This is a genomic window from Egbenema bharatensis FJBBOT/2019 (genome assembly GCF_048077055.1).
GTDB classification, from domain to species: domain Bacteria; phylum Cyanobacteriota; class Cyanobacteriia; order Elainellales; family Elainellaceae; genus Egbenema; species Egbenema bharatensis.
The window spans coordinates 4,797,186-4,813,114 of record NZ_CP182236.1 but is presented as its reverse complement, the minus strand read 5'-3'; the positions used below and the strand labels follow the sequence as shown (position 1 = coordinate 4,813,114).

General features: G+C 51.4%; 12 protein-coding genes and 1 pseudogene. 8 read left to right on the top strand and 5 right to left on the bottom strand.

Features of this window, described 5'->3' with window-relative positions; genetic code table 11:
• Positions 1-398 precede the first annotated feature (398 nt).
• Together ACM1PF_RS22195 and ACM1PF_RS22190 are read right to left on the bottom strand one after the other, a co-directional pair.
• The gene (locus tag ACM1PF_RS22195; RefSeq protein WP_416666994.1) at positions 399-1,097 is read right to left on the bottom strand and encodes a GntR family transcriptional regulator; all 699 of its coding nucleotides are present in this window, start codon (positions 1,095-1,097) and stop codon (positions 399-401) included.
• 23 nt (positions 1,098-1,120) lie between these two features.
• Positions 1,121-1,585 carry a DUF411 domain-containing protein gene (locus ACM1PF_RS22190; protein ID WP_416666992.1) on the bottom strand — a complete coding sequence of 155 codons (465 nt, stop codon included), beginning with the start codon at positions 1,583-1,585 and terminating at the stop codon, positions 1,121-1,123.
• A gap of 463 nt (positions 1,586-2,048) precedes the next feature.
• Between ACM1PF_RS22190 and ACM1PF_RS22185 the strand changes: the two genes are divergently transcribed.
• Both ACM1PF_RS22185 and ACM1PF_RS22180 read left to right on the top strand, forming a co-directional pair.
• On the top strand, positions 2,049-2,225 hold the full coding sequence (locus tag ACM1PF_RS22185) for a DUF6888 family protein (protein ID WP_416666989.1): 177 nt from the start codon (positions 2,049-2,051) through the stop codon (positions 2,223-2,225).
• Complete coding sequence (locus tag ACM1PF_RS22180; RefSeq protein WP_416666986.1) at positions 2,225-2,443, top strand: DUF6887 family protein; 219 nt, start codon at positions 2,225-2,227, stop codon at positions 2,441-2,443. The genes ACM1PF_RS22185 and ACM1PF_RS22180 overlap by 1 nt, the downstream gene beginning before the upstream one ends.
• On the opposite strand, the pseudogene ACM1PF_RS22175 reads toward ACM1PF_RS22180, so the two are convergent.
• Positions 2,440-3,998, bottom strand: a pseudogene (locus ACM1PF_RS22175) (hydroxysqualene dehydroxylase). The gene ACM1PF_RS22180 and the pseudogene ACM1PF_RS22175 sit on opposite strands and share 4 nt — an antisense overlap.
• A 71-nt stretch (positions 3,999-4,069) precedes the next feature.
• The gene (locus tag ACM1PF_RS22170; RefSeq protein WP_416666984.1) at positions 4,070-4,318 is read right to left on the bottom strand and encodes a hypothetical protein; all 249 of its coding nucleotides are present in this window, start codon (positions 4,316-4,318) and stop codon (positions 4,070-4,072) included.
• Between the two features lie 217 nt (positions 4,319-4,535).
• On the opposite strand from ACM1PF_RS22170, the gene ACM1PF_RS22165 reads away from it, so the two are divergent.
• The 5 genes from ACM1PF_RS22165 to ACM1PF_RS22145 all read left to right on the top strand — a co-directional run bounded on the left by ACM1PF_RS22165 (position 4,536) and on the right by ACM1PF_RS22145 (position 11,166).
• Positions 4,536-8,420, top strand: a complete 3,885-nt coding sequence (locus ACM1PF_RS22165; protein ID WP_416666981.1) for a PAS domain S-box protein — start codon at positions 4,536-4,538, stop codon at positions 8,418-8,420.
• On the top strand, positions 8,389-9,438 hold the full coding sequence (locus ACM1PF_RS22160) for a diguanylate cyclase domain-containing protein (protein ID WP_416666977.1): 1,050 nt from the start codon (positions 8,389-8,391) through the stop codon (positions 9,436-9,438). The genes ACM1PF_RS22165 and ACM1PF_RS22160 overlap by 32 nt, the downstream gene beginning before the upstream one ends.
• An 18-nt stretch (positions 9,439-9,456) precedes the next feature.
• Positions 9,457-10,119, top strand: coding sequence for a 2-oxo-4-hydroxy-4-carboxy-5-ureidoimidazoline decarboxylase (gene uraD, locus ACM1PF_RS22155; RefSeq protein ID WP_416666974.1), 663 nt, complete (start codon positions 9,457-9,459; stop codon positions 10,117-10,119).
• A 247-nt stretch (positions 10,120-10,366) separates the two neighbouring features.
• Positions 10,367-10,636, top strand: a complete 270-nt coding sequence (rpsO, locus tag ACM1PF_RS22150) for a 30S ribosomal protein S15 (protein WP_416666972.1) — start codon at positions 10,367-10,369, stop codon at positions 10,634-10,636.
• Positions 10,637-10,644: 8 nt separating this feature from the next.
• Entirely contained in the window at positions 10,645-11,166 is a 522-nt protein-coding gene (locus ACM1PF_RS22145) for a PAM68 family protein (protein ID WP_416666969.1), read from the top strand.
• A 145-nt stretch (positions 11,167-11,311) separates the two neighbouring features.
• On the opposite strand, the gene ACM1PF_RS22140 is transcribed toward ACM1PF_RS22145, so the two are convergent.
• Positions 11,312-11,878 carry an alpha/beta hydrolase gene (locus ACM1PF_RS22140; RefSeq protein WP_416666966.1) on the bottom strand — a complete coding sequence of 189 codons (567 nt, stop codon included), beginning with the start codon at positions 11,876-11,878 and terminating at the stop codon, positions 11,312-11,314.
• A 176-nt stretch (positions 11,879-12,054) separates the two neighbouring features.
• On the opposite strand from ACM1PF_RS22140, the gene ACM1PF_RS22135 reads away from it, so the two are divergent.
• Positions 12,055-15,672 (top strand): DUF748 domain-containing protein, encoded by a 3,618-nt coding sequence (locus tag ACM1PF_RS22135; protein ID WP_416666963.1) that lies wholly within the window; start codon positions 12,055-12,057, stop codon positions 15,670-15,672.
• Positions 15,673-15,929: the final 257 nt, after the last annotated feature.

The following is a 15,929-nucleotide window of genomic DNA, read 5'->3' as shown; positions in this document are numbered from 1 at the left end:
GAACAGTCTAAACAAAATATAGCGTGATGGCGCAGATCTTTGGGATAAGTAACGCTACATATACGAGAGCCTGGGAATTGGGAGTAGCGGGGGTGAGTGGGGGTAAGGGGGTGAGTAGGTGAGTAGGTGGGGGGGTGAGTAGGGAGTAGGGAGTAGGTGAGTAGGTGAGGGCAGATATCCTTTTCAGCCACCCTTCCGTCCCTGCGGAGAGTCCTACCGTGTACACAGATCTTGACTGAGAGGCTCAAACCCTGATAGATCCCCCTAAATCCCCCTTAAAAAGGGGGACTTCTAATCCGGTTCCCTCCTTTTTAAGGAGGGTTAGGGAGGATCAAACCCAGTCGTGGCTAGAGCAGATGACTTGTGTGTACACCGTAGGCGGACAGTCGGGGAACAGGTTAGCTCGATCGCTCTTGCGCTTCCAGGGCTTGCAGGCGACGCAGCCCTCGTTCTTGATCCGTCATCAGGTGGGCGGTGATCAAATGCACTGCCTTTTCAATATCACGGTGCACGATCGCCGTATAGATTTGCCGATGTTGAACGTGCATTTCTCGCACATCCGCATCCTGACGGTGGAGTTGGACTCGAAAGAGCAGAATTTTGTCTAAAACTTGCTCCAGCAATGAGATCAGCCACTTATTCCCAGAACTTTCCGCGATCAGTCGATGAAACCTGCGGTTCAGGTCAAGAATTTGCTGGCGATCGAGCTTCAGGGCATTGTCGTAGATCGCACTTTCAATTTGAGTCAACACCATGTCGATCGCCTTAATTTCTAAATCGGTGGCATGGCGGCAGGCTCCTGACACTGCGACTCGTTCCAGGGCAATGCGGCATTCGTAGAGATGCACAATATCCGCCGGAGCAAAGCGCGTCACGGACAATCCCCCCTGCCGATCCACCTGAACCAGTCCCTCTAGCTGAAGTTGCCGCAGGGCTTCCCGAATTGGAGTGCGGCTCACCTCCAATTTTTCTGCCAGATTACTTTCAATCAGCCGCTCACCGGGCAAAATTTCACCGCTCAGAATCGCTGCCCGTAGGGCTTCATAGGTCTGTTCGTATAGCGGTTTGGTGCGCTTAGAGTCCCGTTGTTGCGGCATATCCCCAAAACTTAAAGCGAAGATTAAAACGAATATTGATTAACCATAGCCGTATTTCCTGCCTGATCAAATGAAAACACAGTAAAGGAATCTCGTCGATCGCCATCTTCCATGCCTGGCGTTCCCACGGGCATGCCTGGCACTGCAATTCCAGCCACCTCTGGACGCTCTGCTAACAAGCGTTTGATATCGGCTGCCGGCACATGACCCTCGATCACATAGCCCTGCACGATCGCAGTATGGCAGGAGGTAAAGTTTTCGGGTACATGGTGCTGCTGCTTGACGGTTTCGACATCAGCCGTTGAAATTTCAGTCGGCTGGAACCCTTCCTCCACCAGATGATCAATCCAACCGCCACAGCAATTGCAAGAGGGATCGCGGTAAACCGTCATGTTAGAAGCCTCTGCCACACTGGGAGATACCACCAGCATCAACACCGCACCAAGCGTGATCAACCCGATCGCCAACCGTTTAATCCAATCCTTCATTCCCATCTTTAATACCATTCGATGCAACAGATAGACCGTTTATTAAGGAATGCAAATTTAATAACCTGAAACTCTTGTGAGGTGGGTATCTTGCCTGCCCAGTCAAAGAAGCAGAACGGTGAACAGGTTATTTAATCCACGATCCTGAGCGTCCTAAATTGATTGGCTCCAAAGGCTCTGAATAATCTGATGCAGCCCATTTGGCACAGGTTCAATTTGAAAGGAGCCATTCCGATTCAACATCCCCCAACAATTACACCGTTAGTTTAACTTATACCGATTCCCCAAAGGGGGGAGACAGATGCTATAAGGGCCGTTCGCAATCTGCTCTTACAAGAAGTATTACGTCTAGTTCAACGGTGGAGCAATGCTATTACCTTCACCCATCGGATTTGGAAACAGTTGAGCAATCGGTGTAGAGACCCTTGTTATACTAAGAAAACTTCTTTGGCAAGGGTGATAGATGCCAACCGTTGCGCAGCTAGGGTGTTTGTATCGAATTAGCTATCGTTTGACCTATTTAATGTTGCAACCAATCCATCTCGTTTGTGTGGATGGCCGGACTCAAAATTTATATATCTTGGCTGGGCAAAACGAAGAGATCGAGTTTGAAATTACTCCAGGGGGGGAGGTGCTGTAATGAGTTTAATCAATTATGCAGCAATGACTGATCAAGAATTGAGGCACTATTTTCTGACCCATCGGGAAGATACTGCGGCATTTCAGGCTTATTTAGCAAGGCGTAGAGAGCGTTCTCAGCCTGTGATTACAACCATTCATGACGCAGACTTTGATAGCAAAATTCAGGCTGCCATTCAACGCCAGATGGCAGAGTATGAGGGGGGCAGTACGGGTTAATCCAATCCTCCCCAATTTGGCAAGATCGATCGCCCCCATCCCCTCAACGTTTGGTTGACATTGCGGGCAGCCTGAATATGAGGCTCATCCGGTTCGACGGGAAGAATCGTTGCGGGTTGACCGATGCCAAACTGGGCGATGACTCGATTTGCCGCTTCCAGCCCCGTCACATAAGCCTTTTCCTGTGACCAGGAACCATGTCGATTCACAATCCAATCACCGCTCATCAGCAGGTTTTCAACGCAGGTGGTGCCAGACAGCATTGAGGTATAACTGCCGGGGGAAAAGTGGGTCACGGCTCTGGGCAGACGAACCACGCTGTGATCTATCACCCTGGCCGATCGAAATTCGGGAACGCAGACGGCTAAATCGTGATGTACCTTCGCCACAATTTGTTCATCGGTCATGGGCAAGAGCTGGTTGGCATGGTAAAAGTCAGCTTCAATCACACTTCCCGGTTCTGGCCGCCATTCATCGTGAAGTGCGTTCAGGTCAAAAAACGTCCATCCCGTGGTCGGGTCGAACCCAAAGCAGGCATTAGATGGGAGGGGGACATTCACCTTACGATCGAACCAGAGCCGTGTCGCCAGGACATCGATCGCCCCCAGATTCATCACATTGCGAAACTCTGAAAACTGGCGCAGGGTATCACTATTGCCAATAATTTTCTGCATCCCCGTCACGCCCACCGCAAAGATCACCGCATCTGCCTCAAAGGACTCATCACCACAGATAACTTGAGTCACTCGTGGTTTTGCACTTTGAGTCTTAACCTGAGTGTCTGTATGAGTGTTTGCCTGAGTATCTATCACTAAATCTGTGACGCGGCGGTTCGTCAGCACCCGGCCTCCCATTTTTTCAATCTGCTCTACCCAGGGCCGAAAATCATCTCACCCACCGTACCCCGACACCAGACCACATCAAAATTCGGCTGATGCGCCAGGATAAAGTAATACAGCATTCCCAGGGCCGCTGCTGCTGAACATTGCTCACCGGGGGCAAACAATCCGACCAGTAACATAGGCTCAAAGGATTCCTTATACAGCCGCGCAGACACCCCAAACTGCTTAAATAATTCCCTTGCCGTTACCGGGTCGTAGCGTCGCCAGGCTTGATCAGAGTTATCAAAATCAATCAGTGCATACAGCAGGGGCAGGGCAGAGAGCCGATCGCTCAACGGCATTCGCTGAAAGCGGGTATAGAGGAACGTTCCTAACGGTGTGGGCAAAAGTGGTTCAGTCTGAAAAATCGGAGATTCTACTTCTAATCCGGCTGGAGAGTATTGAGACGATCGCGTCCATGCTGTGAAGGGCTGTAATCCCAGTTCATTCACCAGAGAAAAGATATTGCGATAGGGATACCAGAACCCGTGTATTCCCGCTTCGATCGATCGTCCCTGGGCCGTCTTCCAACCTGCCACTAATCCCCCTGGATAGGCCCCTGCCTCCAGTAAGGTGACCTCATACCCCTGCCGTGCCAAATGGTAGCTTGCGCCTAACCCGGCCCATCCAGCCCCGACCACCACCACCGACGGACGCTTTAACACCTGAGCCATGAACTGTACTGCGTGAAGGTCAATTTATACAGTAATGGATCATGACGGCGATCGGTTACGAATTTAACTATTTACAGTTCACTCAATGAATCTGGCGCAACTTCTACCCCAGTTTGCTGTTGTTCCTGAGGCGGTTTCGTTAAATCTTCAAACCGATCGATCTCTACACCAATATGCGTTCCAGCATCTCGCAGGGCAGCCTCAAAGGAGTCCAAATCATTCCCATAGCCGCAGCGGGAAGCAGTGACTTCCAGTCCTTTGGAACTGTTCGCTCTGGCGCAGTCAATCAGTTCGGATCCGGTGAGTGGGGTTGCAGCCATGAGTCCTCCTGATGGATATCGTTCAGAACTTGTTCAAGATTGAGCTTGCATTCAGCCTTGAACGTCTGGTTTCTCAACATTCTGAAGCGATCGTATCTCACAGGTTGATGCCTTGACCTACTTCATTCGGTTGAGATTCTTACGCTAAATGAACATCCAGAGTGGGAACACTGAAGCTTGCCCCCCTGCTGTCCCATCCCCGGAGCATCTCGATGCTATGCTACATTCCTTCAAAGTCATCTTTGGACTGGCTTCCTTCATGCCTCATGGACATTGCTACCTTTGGAAAACGGGATTAGTTGGGCTGCATATCACCGCTGATGTTCTGACTGCCCTTGCCTACTATTCCATCTCGATCGCGTTATTCTACTTCGTTTGTCAGCGCAAAGACCTGCCGTTCAAGTGGATATTTTTGCTGTTTGGCGCATTCATTATCTCCTGTGGAACAACGCACATTCTGGAGGTCTGGACACTCTGGCATCCAGACTACTGGATCTCTGGCGGGGTCAAGGCGTTCACTGCTTTAGTTTCCGTGTTCACAGCCCTGGAACTTTTGCTGTTAATTCCCCAGGCTCTGCTACTTCCCAGCCCTGACACACTACAACAGCTCAACGAAGAGTTAAAACTGGCTCACACTCGCTTTGCGGGAATTCTTGATATTGCCAGTGATGCCATTGTTTCAATTGATGCAGATCAACACATTACATTGTTTAATCGATCGGCTGAACAAATATTCGGATATACAGCAGACGAAGCGATCGGCCAACCGTTGAGTCTTTTATTGCCCCAGCAATTTACCACTCTTCATCCTGTGTATGTCAAAAATTTTGGTTTGCAGGAGGGAAAGACGCGACACATGGGCGATCGCAGTCAGATTTTCGGTCGTCGTAAAAATGGGACTGAGTTTCCGGCGGAGGCTTCCATTTCCAGGTTAGAAGTTGCAGGAGAGCAAATCCTGACTGTATTCCTGCGTGACATTTCCGATCGCCAACAAGTTGAAGCCGCTCTGCAAGAACAGCAGCACGTTTTGCGCCAGGTGATTGACATTAACCCAAACCTGATTTCTGTCAAAGATTGGAACGGTCGATTTACGTTAGCCAATCAAGCCCTGGCCGAAGCCTACAACACCACCGTTGAGAACCTGATTGGTAAAACAGAAGCTGATTTTAGCGTCAGTACAACTGAGACTGAGCGACATTTACAGATCGATCGCCAGATCATGGAAACCCTCCAGCCTTTGTTGCATCAGGAAGAAAGCTTCACCGACTTAGCAGGAAAGGTTCAGCACTTTCAAATTAGCCGTAAGCCCTTTGTGTCCGTTGATGGTCAAACCCGCTATCTTTTTGGAGTGGCCACCGACATTACTCGATTAAAGCAGACCACCGCTGCCCTGCAAGAGAGCGAGGAAAGATTTCGTAGAGCCTTTGATGATTCGGCAATCGGCATGGCTCTGAATAATTTAGGCGGACGCTGGCTCAAGGTGAATCCCGCGTTCTGCACCATTGTTGGCTACAGTGAAGCGGAGCTAACCCAACTCACGTTTCAGGAACTCTCCCATCCCGGTGACTTGCAAACCGATCTGGCCTATATCGATGAATTGTTGTCGGGTAAGATTCGGTCGTACCAGATGGAAAAACGTTATTTCCACAAGCAGGGGCATCTCGTTTGGGTCTTGATCAACGTTTCCCTGGTTCGCAACAGTCACGATGAACCCCTGGACTTTATTGCCCAGGTTCAGGACATTACCGTACGCAAACGCATGGAGCAAGCCCTGCGAGACAGTGAAACCCGCTTCCGAACCCTGATCGAAGATTTACAGGTTGGGATCATTGTGCTGAATCATCAGGCTGAATTTTTGCATGGTAATGCCAAAGCTTTGGAATTATTGGGACTGACAGAATCGCAATTCGAGGGCAAAACGTTATTTGATCCAACCTGGGATGTCATCCGTGAAGATAGCACACCTTTTCTTGCCCAGGACTATCCTTCCGTACAGGCGATCGTTACCGGTCAACCCATCTGCAATATCATTATGGGCGTTCATCGGCCCCAGCAGAACGATCGCGTCTGGCTACTGGTTGATGCCAAACCTCGGTTGGATCAAACGGGCCAGGTTCAGCAAGTGGTTTGTACTTTTAGCGATATTAGCGATCGACAGGCAGCCCTGCGAGAGCAACAACGGGCAGAGGTTGAACTGGAAACCCAGCAAGTATTCCTGCGCCAGGTCATGGAGGTAGTGCCCAATATCATCTTTGTCAAAGACCGAGAGGGAAGAATTGTGACGGTGAACCGGGCTGGGGCCATGATGCACGGAACCACCGTAGAAGCCATGATCGGCAAGCGCGAAACGGACTTTAATCCCAATTTCACTACTCAACAACTGGAAGGGCTTTTAGCCATCAACCAGCAGGTCATGCGAACCCGACAACCGCATACTAGCCTTGCCGAGTCCATCTCCTCTGCCAATGGTGAAGTGCGCTGGTATCAAACCGTGATTAATCCCCTGATTGATGCCGATGGAAACATTATGGGCATTGCTGGAGCCACCACCGATGTCACAAGCCTTAAACTCGCTGAACAAGCCCTACAGCAAGCCAAAGAAGCAGCGGAGGCCGCCAACCGGGCCAAAAGCGTTTTTCTCACAAATATGAGTCATGAACTCCGAACGCCGCTCAATATCATTTTGGGCTTTACCCAGTTGATGTACCGCGATCGACGACTGACCCCAGAACAGCAGGAAAACCTGCGCATTATCCAACGCAGTGGCGATCATTTGCTGAGTTTAATCAACGACGTTTTAGATTTGTCCAAAATTGAAGCTGGGCATTTGACCGTAGATGAAAACACGATTGACCTGATCGATCTACTTCGATCGCTCAGACAAATGTTCCATCACCGTGCAGCGTCTAAAGGGTTACAACTGCACCTGGAATTGGACTCGAATTTACCGCAATACGTCACGATCGATGCTAATAAGCTGCGGCAAATTCTAATTAACCTGCTGGGCAATGCGATCAAGTTCACCCGTCAGGGGCAGATCACCCTACGAGTGACGGTGGAATCAGATGAACCAGCAGGACAGCAAAGGGAAAGGCATGAAGAATCATCGTCCGCGTCAACTCCCCTACGATTTGTCGTCAGCGACACGGGGATTGGCATTGCTCCTTCTGAGATTGAAAGTATTTTTCATGCCTTCGTCCAGACGCAAGCCGGCAAGAGTTTGCCGGAGGGCACAGGCTTAGGACTGACCATCAGCCGCAAATTTGTCCAAATGCTAGGGGGCGATCTGATGGTTCAGAGTACGTTGGGGCAGGGCAGCACCTTTAGCTTCACCCTTCCCGTTCGTCCAGCGCGATCGACAGATGTATCTATGGTTTTGCCCCGGCCGCAGGTGATCAGTCTGGCTCCAAACCAACCCCTCTATCGAATTCTCATTGTTGATGATCAGGTAGAAAACCGCCAACTACTGGTTAGCCTCTTTGCGCCGTTGGGATTGGAAGTCCGAGAAGCCGCTAATGGGCAGGAAGCAATTGCGCAATGGCAACAATGGCAACCTCACCTGATTTACATGGATCTACGGTTGCCTCTCGTCGATGGGTATGAAACGGCTCGAAAAATTCGGGCTACCTCGCAGGAACAGTTCCCGATTATCATTGCGCTAACGGCACAAGCCTCCAGCCACGATCGCACCCTCGCCCTTGCTGTAGGCTGTAATGATTACCTTGGTAAGCCAATTCAAACAGAAATTTTATTCAGCAAAATGGCGGAGCACTTGGGGCTAAAATACCTATATGCTGGAGAGCAAATGGGTGAAATAGACGGAATATGCCCCAGTCTTGCTATCACGCTGCATCCTACTGATTTGCTTGTCATGCCCCCTGATTGGATTACTGCCCTCCGCGACGCTGCCCAATTGTGCGATGACAGTCGGATAGAGCATTTAGTTCAGCAAGTTCCGGCTAGCCAGGAATCCTTAATTCAGGGATTACGCCAACTGGCGCAAACCTACTGTTTCAAATCCATTGTCAGTCTAACCATGTCAGGGGCTACAGATGGTCATACTCAGACAGATGTTATCAACAACCAATCCAATCCACTGTGACGTGAATCACGCGACGCTGCTGGTTGTAGATGATCATCTTGACAACGTGCGATCGTTGGCCCTGCTGCTGGAGGAACTGGGCTATCACGTCAGAAAAGCCACAAGCGGTGAGATGGCACTGGAAACGATTCAAATTGCCCCACCAGATTTAGTGCTTCTAGATGTGCGAATGCCGGATATGAGTGGTTACGAGGTTTGCACACGCCTCAAAGCAAACCCGACAACGCGCACAATTCCAGTCATTTTCCTGAGTGCTTCAGATGATACGGGCGATAAGGTGCAGGCCTTTGCGGTGGGAGGAGCCGATTATGTGACAAAGCCCTTTCAGATGGAAGAATTATCGGCTCGGGTGCGCCATCAAATCACCATCCTGCGGCAACAGCAACAGCTTTTACAGCAACAACAGCAGCTTGCCATCCAGAATTGTCAACTGCGCCAAGAGATCCTTCAGCGCGAACAGGCGGAACTCAAACTTCAGCAGGTCAACCTGGAGTTACAGCGTATGGCTAATACGGATAGCCTGACCCAACTGGCAAACCGGCGATGCTTCGATGAAACCCTGAATCAGGAATGGTGCCGCCTCAAGCAAGATCATCAACCGCTATCCCTGATCCTTTGCGATATTGATTACTTCAAACAATACAACGATTGCTACGGGCATCCCACTGGCGATACGTGCTTGCAGCAGGTGGCCCAGGCAATTTCCAGTTGTATCAAGCATCCAGCCGATCAAGTCGCTCGCTACGGTGGGGAAGAGTTTGCCATTATCTTACCGAATACGGATCAGGTGGGGGCAGTGGCGATCATAGAGGAAATCCGCTCTACCGTTGCCACCTTGAAGATTCCCCATGCAGGTTCCACCATCGCCGATCACATTACCTTGAGTGCCGGAGTTGCTTGCTTGATACCCTCCCAAACTGCCTCCTGCCAAGACTTGATTATTGCCACCGATACAGCTCTCTATCAAGCCAAACAGCATGGACGCAATCAGGTTGTTCTCTACGCTGCACCGGTATGATTGAGTCTACGTTTATAATTGAGTCTGCCTTCCCTGAAGCATGGCACTGATAGAGCCAGATCCTCAGCCCGATCCTGCAAGCTGTCCGATCGATCGCTGCCAAAAAGTTCCTCGCTGGTTGATCCTGGTGCATCCCATCGGGCCAACGATACGCCTTCATTCACGCCTATGACCTACTACACGATCGCAGAGCTAAACCAAATGAGCCAGGATACCTTCACCGAGGTACTTGGAGCGGTTTACGAACATACCCCCTCAATCGCAACTCAAGCCTGGACCCAACGCCCTTTTCAGGATGTCCATCATTTACATCAATCGATGGTGGCGATCGTGCAGCAAATGAGTCCTGATGAAACCTTGGACTTAATTCGAGCCCACCCCGATTTGGGCAGTAAAACAAAAATGGCAGAGGCCTCAGTGCAGGAGCAGTCTGGGGTAGGACTGGATCGACTCACTCCAGAGGAATTCGATCGCTTTCAAAGCTTGAATCAGGCATACAAAAATAAATTCAGCTTTCCGTTCATCGTGGCAGTAAAGAACCATACCAAAGCCAGTATTCTGGAAGCATTCGATCGACGCTTAAAAAATGCAGTAGATGCTGAAAAAAACCAGGCTCTAGATGAAATTAACCAGATCGCTTACTTTCGCCTGATGAATCTCGTTGAAGAACGGCTCCGGTAGGAGATCTGCAATAAAATGGCATCCCAACCTTGGCAGAAATCTGTTGTAGGGGCGCGCGGCCGTGCGCCCCTACCGGGTACGTTCCGGGTACGCTATTTTTCCGCATACCTCCAGGGGCACACAATAGGGGCACACAATTAGGGACGCACAAATATCACCCATCAGAACACCAGAACTACCTATCCATCTCCCAGTCCAGTTATGATATGATGGTTGACTGCACTTGTATCAGATAGAATCCCTATTCATGGCACTAATTCAGGAGCGTAAGCAAGAGATTATCTCGGAGTATCAGATCCACGAAACTGATACCGGATCGGCAGATGTTCAGGTGGCGATGTTGACAGAGCGCATCAGCCGTCTGAGTTCTCACCTGCAACAGAACAAAAAAGATCACTCCTCCCGTCGAGGACTGTTGAAAATGATCGGACAGCGTAAGCGGTTACTGGCTTACATTCAGAAGCAAGATCAGGAACGCTATCGTGCCTTAATCAGCCGTTTGGGTATTCGGGGTTAGAAACTGCCATGTCTTCCAAGCCACAACGCGATCATTCGTCTGCTCAAGACTCGTCAGCGCGAGAAGCATTGCCCTTTGAACCTGCGAAAAGCCGAAAGCAGGTAGAGAAAAAAGCAAGCACAAAGGCGAAGAAGACCCCTGAAGCTGCCCCGAACAAAGCAGAAAAATCAGCGCGTACTCGTACCCCTGTCTCTGCCGGGATTCCAGACTCCGTCAGTCGGCGGATGGTCAAGCGGATGGCCGTATTTTCAGGTATCCCCACTGCTTTGGGTATGTCCACCTTCATCGTCAGCTACTTCATTGTCTCCAGGGGAATCTACGACCTCCCAACCTATGCAGTCTTGCTTGTAAGCCTGGGATTCTTTGGGTTGGGGGTGCTGGGTTTAAGCTATGGAGCCATATCTGCATCCTGGGATGAAGAGGCTGGGGGTAGTCTGGGTTGGTCAGAATTTACGACGAACCTGGGGCGGATGACGGGAGCGTGGAAGTCATCACGTCAGGAACAGCGAGACGCAGCAAAGAAATCCTGAGACAGGCAAATTCAACAAGCTGAAATTCTTGTGGGGTGGGCATCTTGTCCGCCCACTTGTTTTTTGTTTTTATTGGCTCGATCGACCCCGATCGCCTCGGTTCTCCAATTCTACGAACCCAGGCCTGGTAAATTGGGGAACAGCGTCACTCATCCCTGACTTCCCTCGTCAGTCTTTCTACCCCCAACTCACGCGCCAGTCGGAGCAAATTCACTCCGTTAATGTAGACTTGCTGGGTTGGGTAATTTTGTAGTATCCCCAACAGCGTCACTGTCTGATGGCTCTGGGATGTGAGAACGATCGCCGATCGCAACGCCTGAATATTTGCCTGCTGAGAAGGCGTATGAATCACCTGGGTCATTTCTGACAGCAGATACTCACCGCCCTCAGAATTGAACAGACTATCCAGCAGCATCGGATCAACCGTGAACTCAGTCGTCAGGATCAGGCGCAGAACCTCAGGATCCAAATTGACAAAGTTTAAGTAAAAATTCAGCCCCCTGGCCACTTCCCCCGTTTGAGCCAGCCTTTCCAGATCGGCCACATCGATCGAAGCCTGGAGAACGCCATAGGTGAGAATGAGTTCATCGGCAGCATGGGCTGGGTCAGGTGAAGCGATCAGGCTTGCCAAGCAGAGAAGGATTGTGCTACCAAGGGCAGTAAAGATACGATTCGATCGGGACAATAATCTACTCACACGGTTCCCATTCATTCGATTTATCCTGGATTAACTAAGCCTGGATTAATTGAGCCGCGCACCCTCCAGCGCATCATCAAGAAACATCAAGAACGGCTGCCTAATTTTTATCCCTACTTTAGAATCGCTAGACGGGCTAGAGACTGAGCGAACAGTTCAACTCAACAGAGAACAACCGGGGCGATCGTTCAATGAAATTAACCCACGAAATCAAACCCTGGCGTTTTATCTTATCGCGCACGGGTTTATTTTTCAGTGTTTTTAGTGGATCGGTGCTGCTGTGTGGGGTCACAGGCGTTAACTGGGGCGTAGTCTATACCCAGGAAAATCTAACTCCCAGGCTGTCCCATCTGCTCAGTCAAGCCATCGATCGCCCAGTCCAGCTTGGTTCAGTTGAGCGCATCTCGCCCACAGGAATTCGGTTAGGAGCCTCTGCTATTCCTCCGACCGGCATCGATCGCAATCAGATGCAGGTTGAAGCCATTGAGATGCAGCTCAATCTCTGGAAATTGCTGTCTCAACGCCAGGTAAAGCTCACCGTTACGCTGATTCAACCAACAATTTTTTTAGAGCAGGATGAAGCTGGGCAATGGCTAAACACCAGGATGACCCGGTCAGATGAGGAACTTGTCGAAATAGAGCGAGTTCGGCTGCGGAACGCCACGGTGGAATTGATGCCGCGATCGAAACCGATGCGATCGTTGGTGCAGAATCCAGAAGCTCAGGGGATTCCAGTTGCGCCTCGACGGGTCATTTTCCAGTGGGTTAATCTAAAGGCAACTCTGCCCGATCGGGAATCCCCAATCCAGTTTGCCTTGAGGGGGCAGGCTGAAGCAGGGGGACGATTTAGCATTCGCGGGAAAGCCAATCTCAATCAACAAACGGCGATCGCCCAGGTGCGTTGCCACCAATTAGCGGCCACGGCCCTCAATCCTCTCCTGCCTCCCTCTGCTCGCCTGGATGCCGGGACGTTCAGCAGCCGTATGCAGATCCAGATTCAGCCCGATCAGCTTCCTTCCCTCTGGGGGACGGCCAGGGTCGATCAACTGGCAGCCCAGGTGCGCAGAGAACCGAATCTGTTGACCCAGGTGAATGGTCGGGTGCAATTCCAGGGCCAGCAGATCACCGTTCAATCCGCCAACCTTATCTACGGCCAAATTCCGATCGCCCAGGTTACGGGTACAATCGATTCCCAAACGGGGTTAGACCTGCGGGCCCAGGTGGCTGAGGCGGGCGTGGCTGAGATTCTGCAAACCTTCAAGCTGGCTGTACCGTTTACCGTAGGGGGCAGCATTCGGGCAGACGATTTGCAAATCACCGGAACACTCAAGTCCGCCGTTTTTTCAGGTGCCGCCCATCACCATCAACTGATTCAAACCGATCGCCTCCAATCTGCCTTTCAAGGCCAATTGACCTTTGACACCCGTACCAGACATCTCACCTTTCACGAACTCCAGTTCAGCCCAACTCTGGGTGGGCAGGTGGTCGCTCAGGGGGAAGTCAGGGTTGGGAAAGCCGCAAAGGGAGAACCAGATGATGTGGATCTGTCCGTTGAAGTGCGGGATTTATCGGGGGATCAAATTGCCCAACTCTACGATATTCCTCTTCCAGCAGCGATCGGCACAATCAACGCCCAATCCCAGATTCAAGTCTTTAATGAGATTCCCTATCTGCAAGGCAATTGGCATCTGAGTCAGGGCAGCTTTCCTGCCCAGGGAACCTTTGCCCTGGATGGGGGAACGCTGCGGTTTCGAGAATTGCCCAGCCAGCCCCATTCAGAGATGCGGAACGCCAGGGAAGAGACAGACCAGGGACGCTGGCAGCTTACTGCTGAAAGTCAGCCGATCGTCCTGGTTCAGGCTGGGATGGATCAGCATCAGGTTGCAGGCAAATTAAATCTGACGGGATCGGTCGATCGCCCCATCGAAACGGCTCAGGGGACGGTTCAGGCCCAAATTCAATCCGATGCAGGCATGATTCAGGCGGCAGGGCAACTGCATCAGGGCCAATGGCAAGCCTTGATTCAAAGTGATGATTGGGACATGGCCAACCTATCTCCTGCCTACTCAGGCTTGTTAACGGGAGAGGTGAATCTAGCGGGTTCCTTAACCCATTGGAGTCCTGAAACCATTCAGGCCGCAGGTCAGCTTCAGCTTTTGCAGGGCATTTCCTCAGAGATAGCCATCTTGAATCAACCATTGGCTACAGCCTTTCGCTGGGATGCCGGTAAGCTCCATATTCAGCAGCTTTCAATGGCGGGTTTAGAAGCAAGGGGGTGGGTATCCTCTGACTTTGCCGATCGATCGCCCCAAATCACCGCAGTCGATTTGCATCTGCACCTGGACGACTATGACCTGGAAACCCTACCCCTGCCCGATTTGCCGCTTCCCATCCAGGGGATAGCGAACTTTCAGGGACGCATTACTGGAACACCGACCCAGCCGCAGTTGGATGGAACGCTGCATCTACAGAATTTTGCCCTGAACCACTTTGCCCTCGACCCCGATCTGCGCGGCCCTCTCACCCTCACGCCCGATCGCCAACTTTCCCTGGATCTGGCCGGAAACCGCGATCGCATTGCCCTGGTACTGGACGATCAGCAACGGTTGGCAATGCTGACGGTGCAGATTGATCAGGCGATCGCTCAGGTCATTCCGGCTCCTGCCACCTTCCCCCAGCCCCATCACCTGCTCGCAACGCTGAAAGATTTTCCCCTGGAAACCCTCAACCTTTCCCCCTTCGAGGCATTCGGAACCGTTAGCGGCAACCTATCGGGACAGTTTGCCCTGAACTTAACCGATGCGACCGATCCCCGTGTAGCAGGGGAAATCATCATCGATCGTCCGGCGATTGGAGCTGTCTATGCCAGTTTGGAGTCCGATACCGATGCCCCTGGGAATCGCGGTTCTGGCACTGATGCCGATACCAATTCCCCCCCAAATTCCGATCGCTTTGTTGGAACGGTGCAGTATGGCGATCGCACCCTTGCCCTAACGGCAGGCACCCTCCATCTGGGAACTGGCGAATACCATCTCACCAGCCAGCTTCAGCTTCCAGTTGATCCGATCGCTGCACCGCAGTTCACCGCCCAGCTTTCGACCACCTCTGGCAACCTCGAAGAACTCCAGTCCCGCCTTCCAGAAACCACCTGGGAACCCCTCCTCGCTGCTCTGCCCGCTGCCCTGCCCGATTCTCTGCCCACTTCCCCGCTGGAACCACCGACTCTTCCACCGACTCCGGCTCTACCTTTCTCCCTGCCGTCCTCCCCTGCCGTCAATCTCCGCACCCTCCTACCGCAACAGGGAAATTTTGCCACCCACATTGCCCTGCACCATTCCCCCCAAACCGGACTATCTATCGCTTTCAACCTGCAAGGCGAAGATTGGACTTGGCAAGATTATCGAGTTCGCCAGATCCACATTGCCGATGGACGGTTTGACGGGACGAGCCTCTCCTTCTCCTCCGCCCTGCTACAGGGACTGGTGCATCAACCCCTCGATCGCCCGCCCCGACAGTATGGAACTCGTCTCAGCTTCTCCGGGCAAGTCGGACAGGGGCAAACCGGAGAACTCCAGGTAAAAGCGATTCCAGTTGCTCTCGTCGGTCACTGGTTGAATCTTCCCATTCCACTGACAGGTTTTGCGGAGGGAACTTTTACCCTGGCTGGTGATGTCCTTAATCCCGATATCAATGGCACGATCGCCGTTTTAAATGTTCACCTGAATCAGCGAGAAATTAAAAATTTGCAGATTGATTTTAGCTATCGTAACCATCAATTTCGATTGCAGGATTGGACGGTGATCGATTGAACGACGATCGGCTTGTCTGCCAGCGATCGAAGATGCAAATTGATGAATTTCCGTAGCGCAGCCATCTTTAAATTTGTAGCGCAGCCATCTTGCCTGCCCGATAGATGACCTATAAATGCAAAATGAATGGGGATACACCCGCTCAAAGGAATGTTATAGTCCTTTTTCAGGCATTGTTCACCAGACAAATGGCTCGATTGGCAATCCCACCACCGACAGGGGGTGAAATCAATCGTTGAAGATTCATCCAGTTGAAG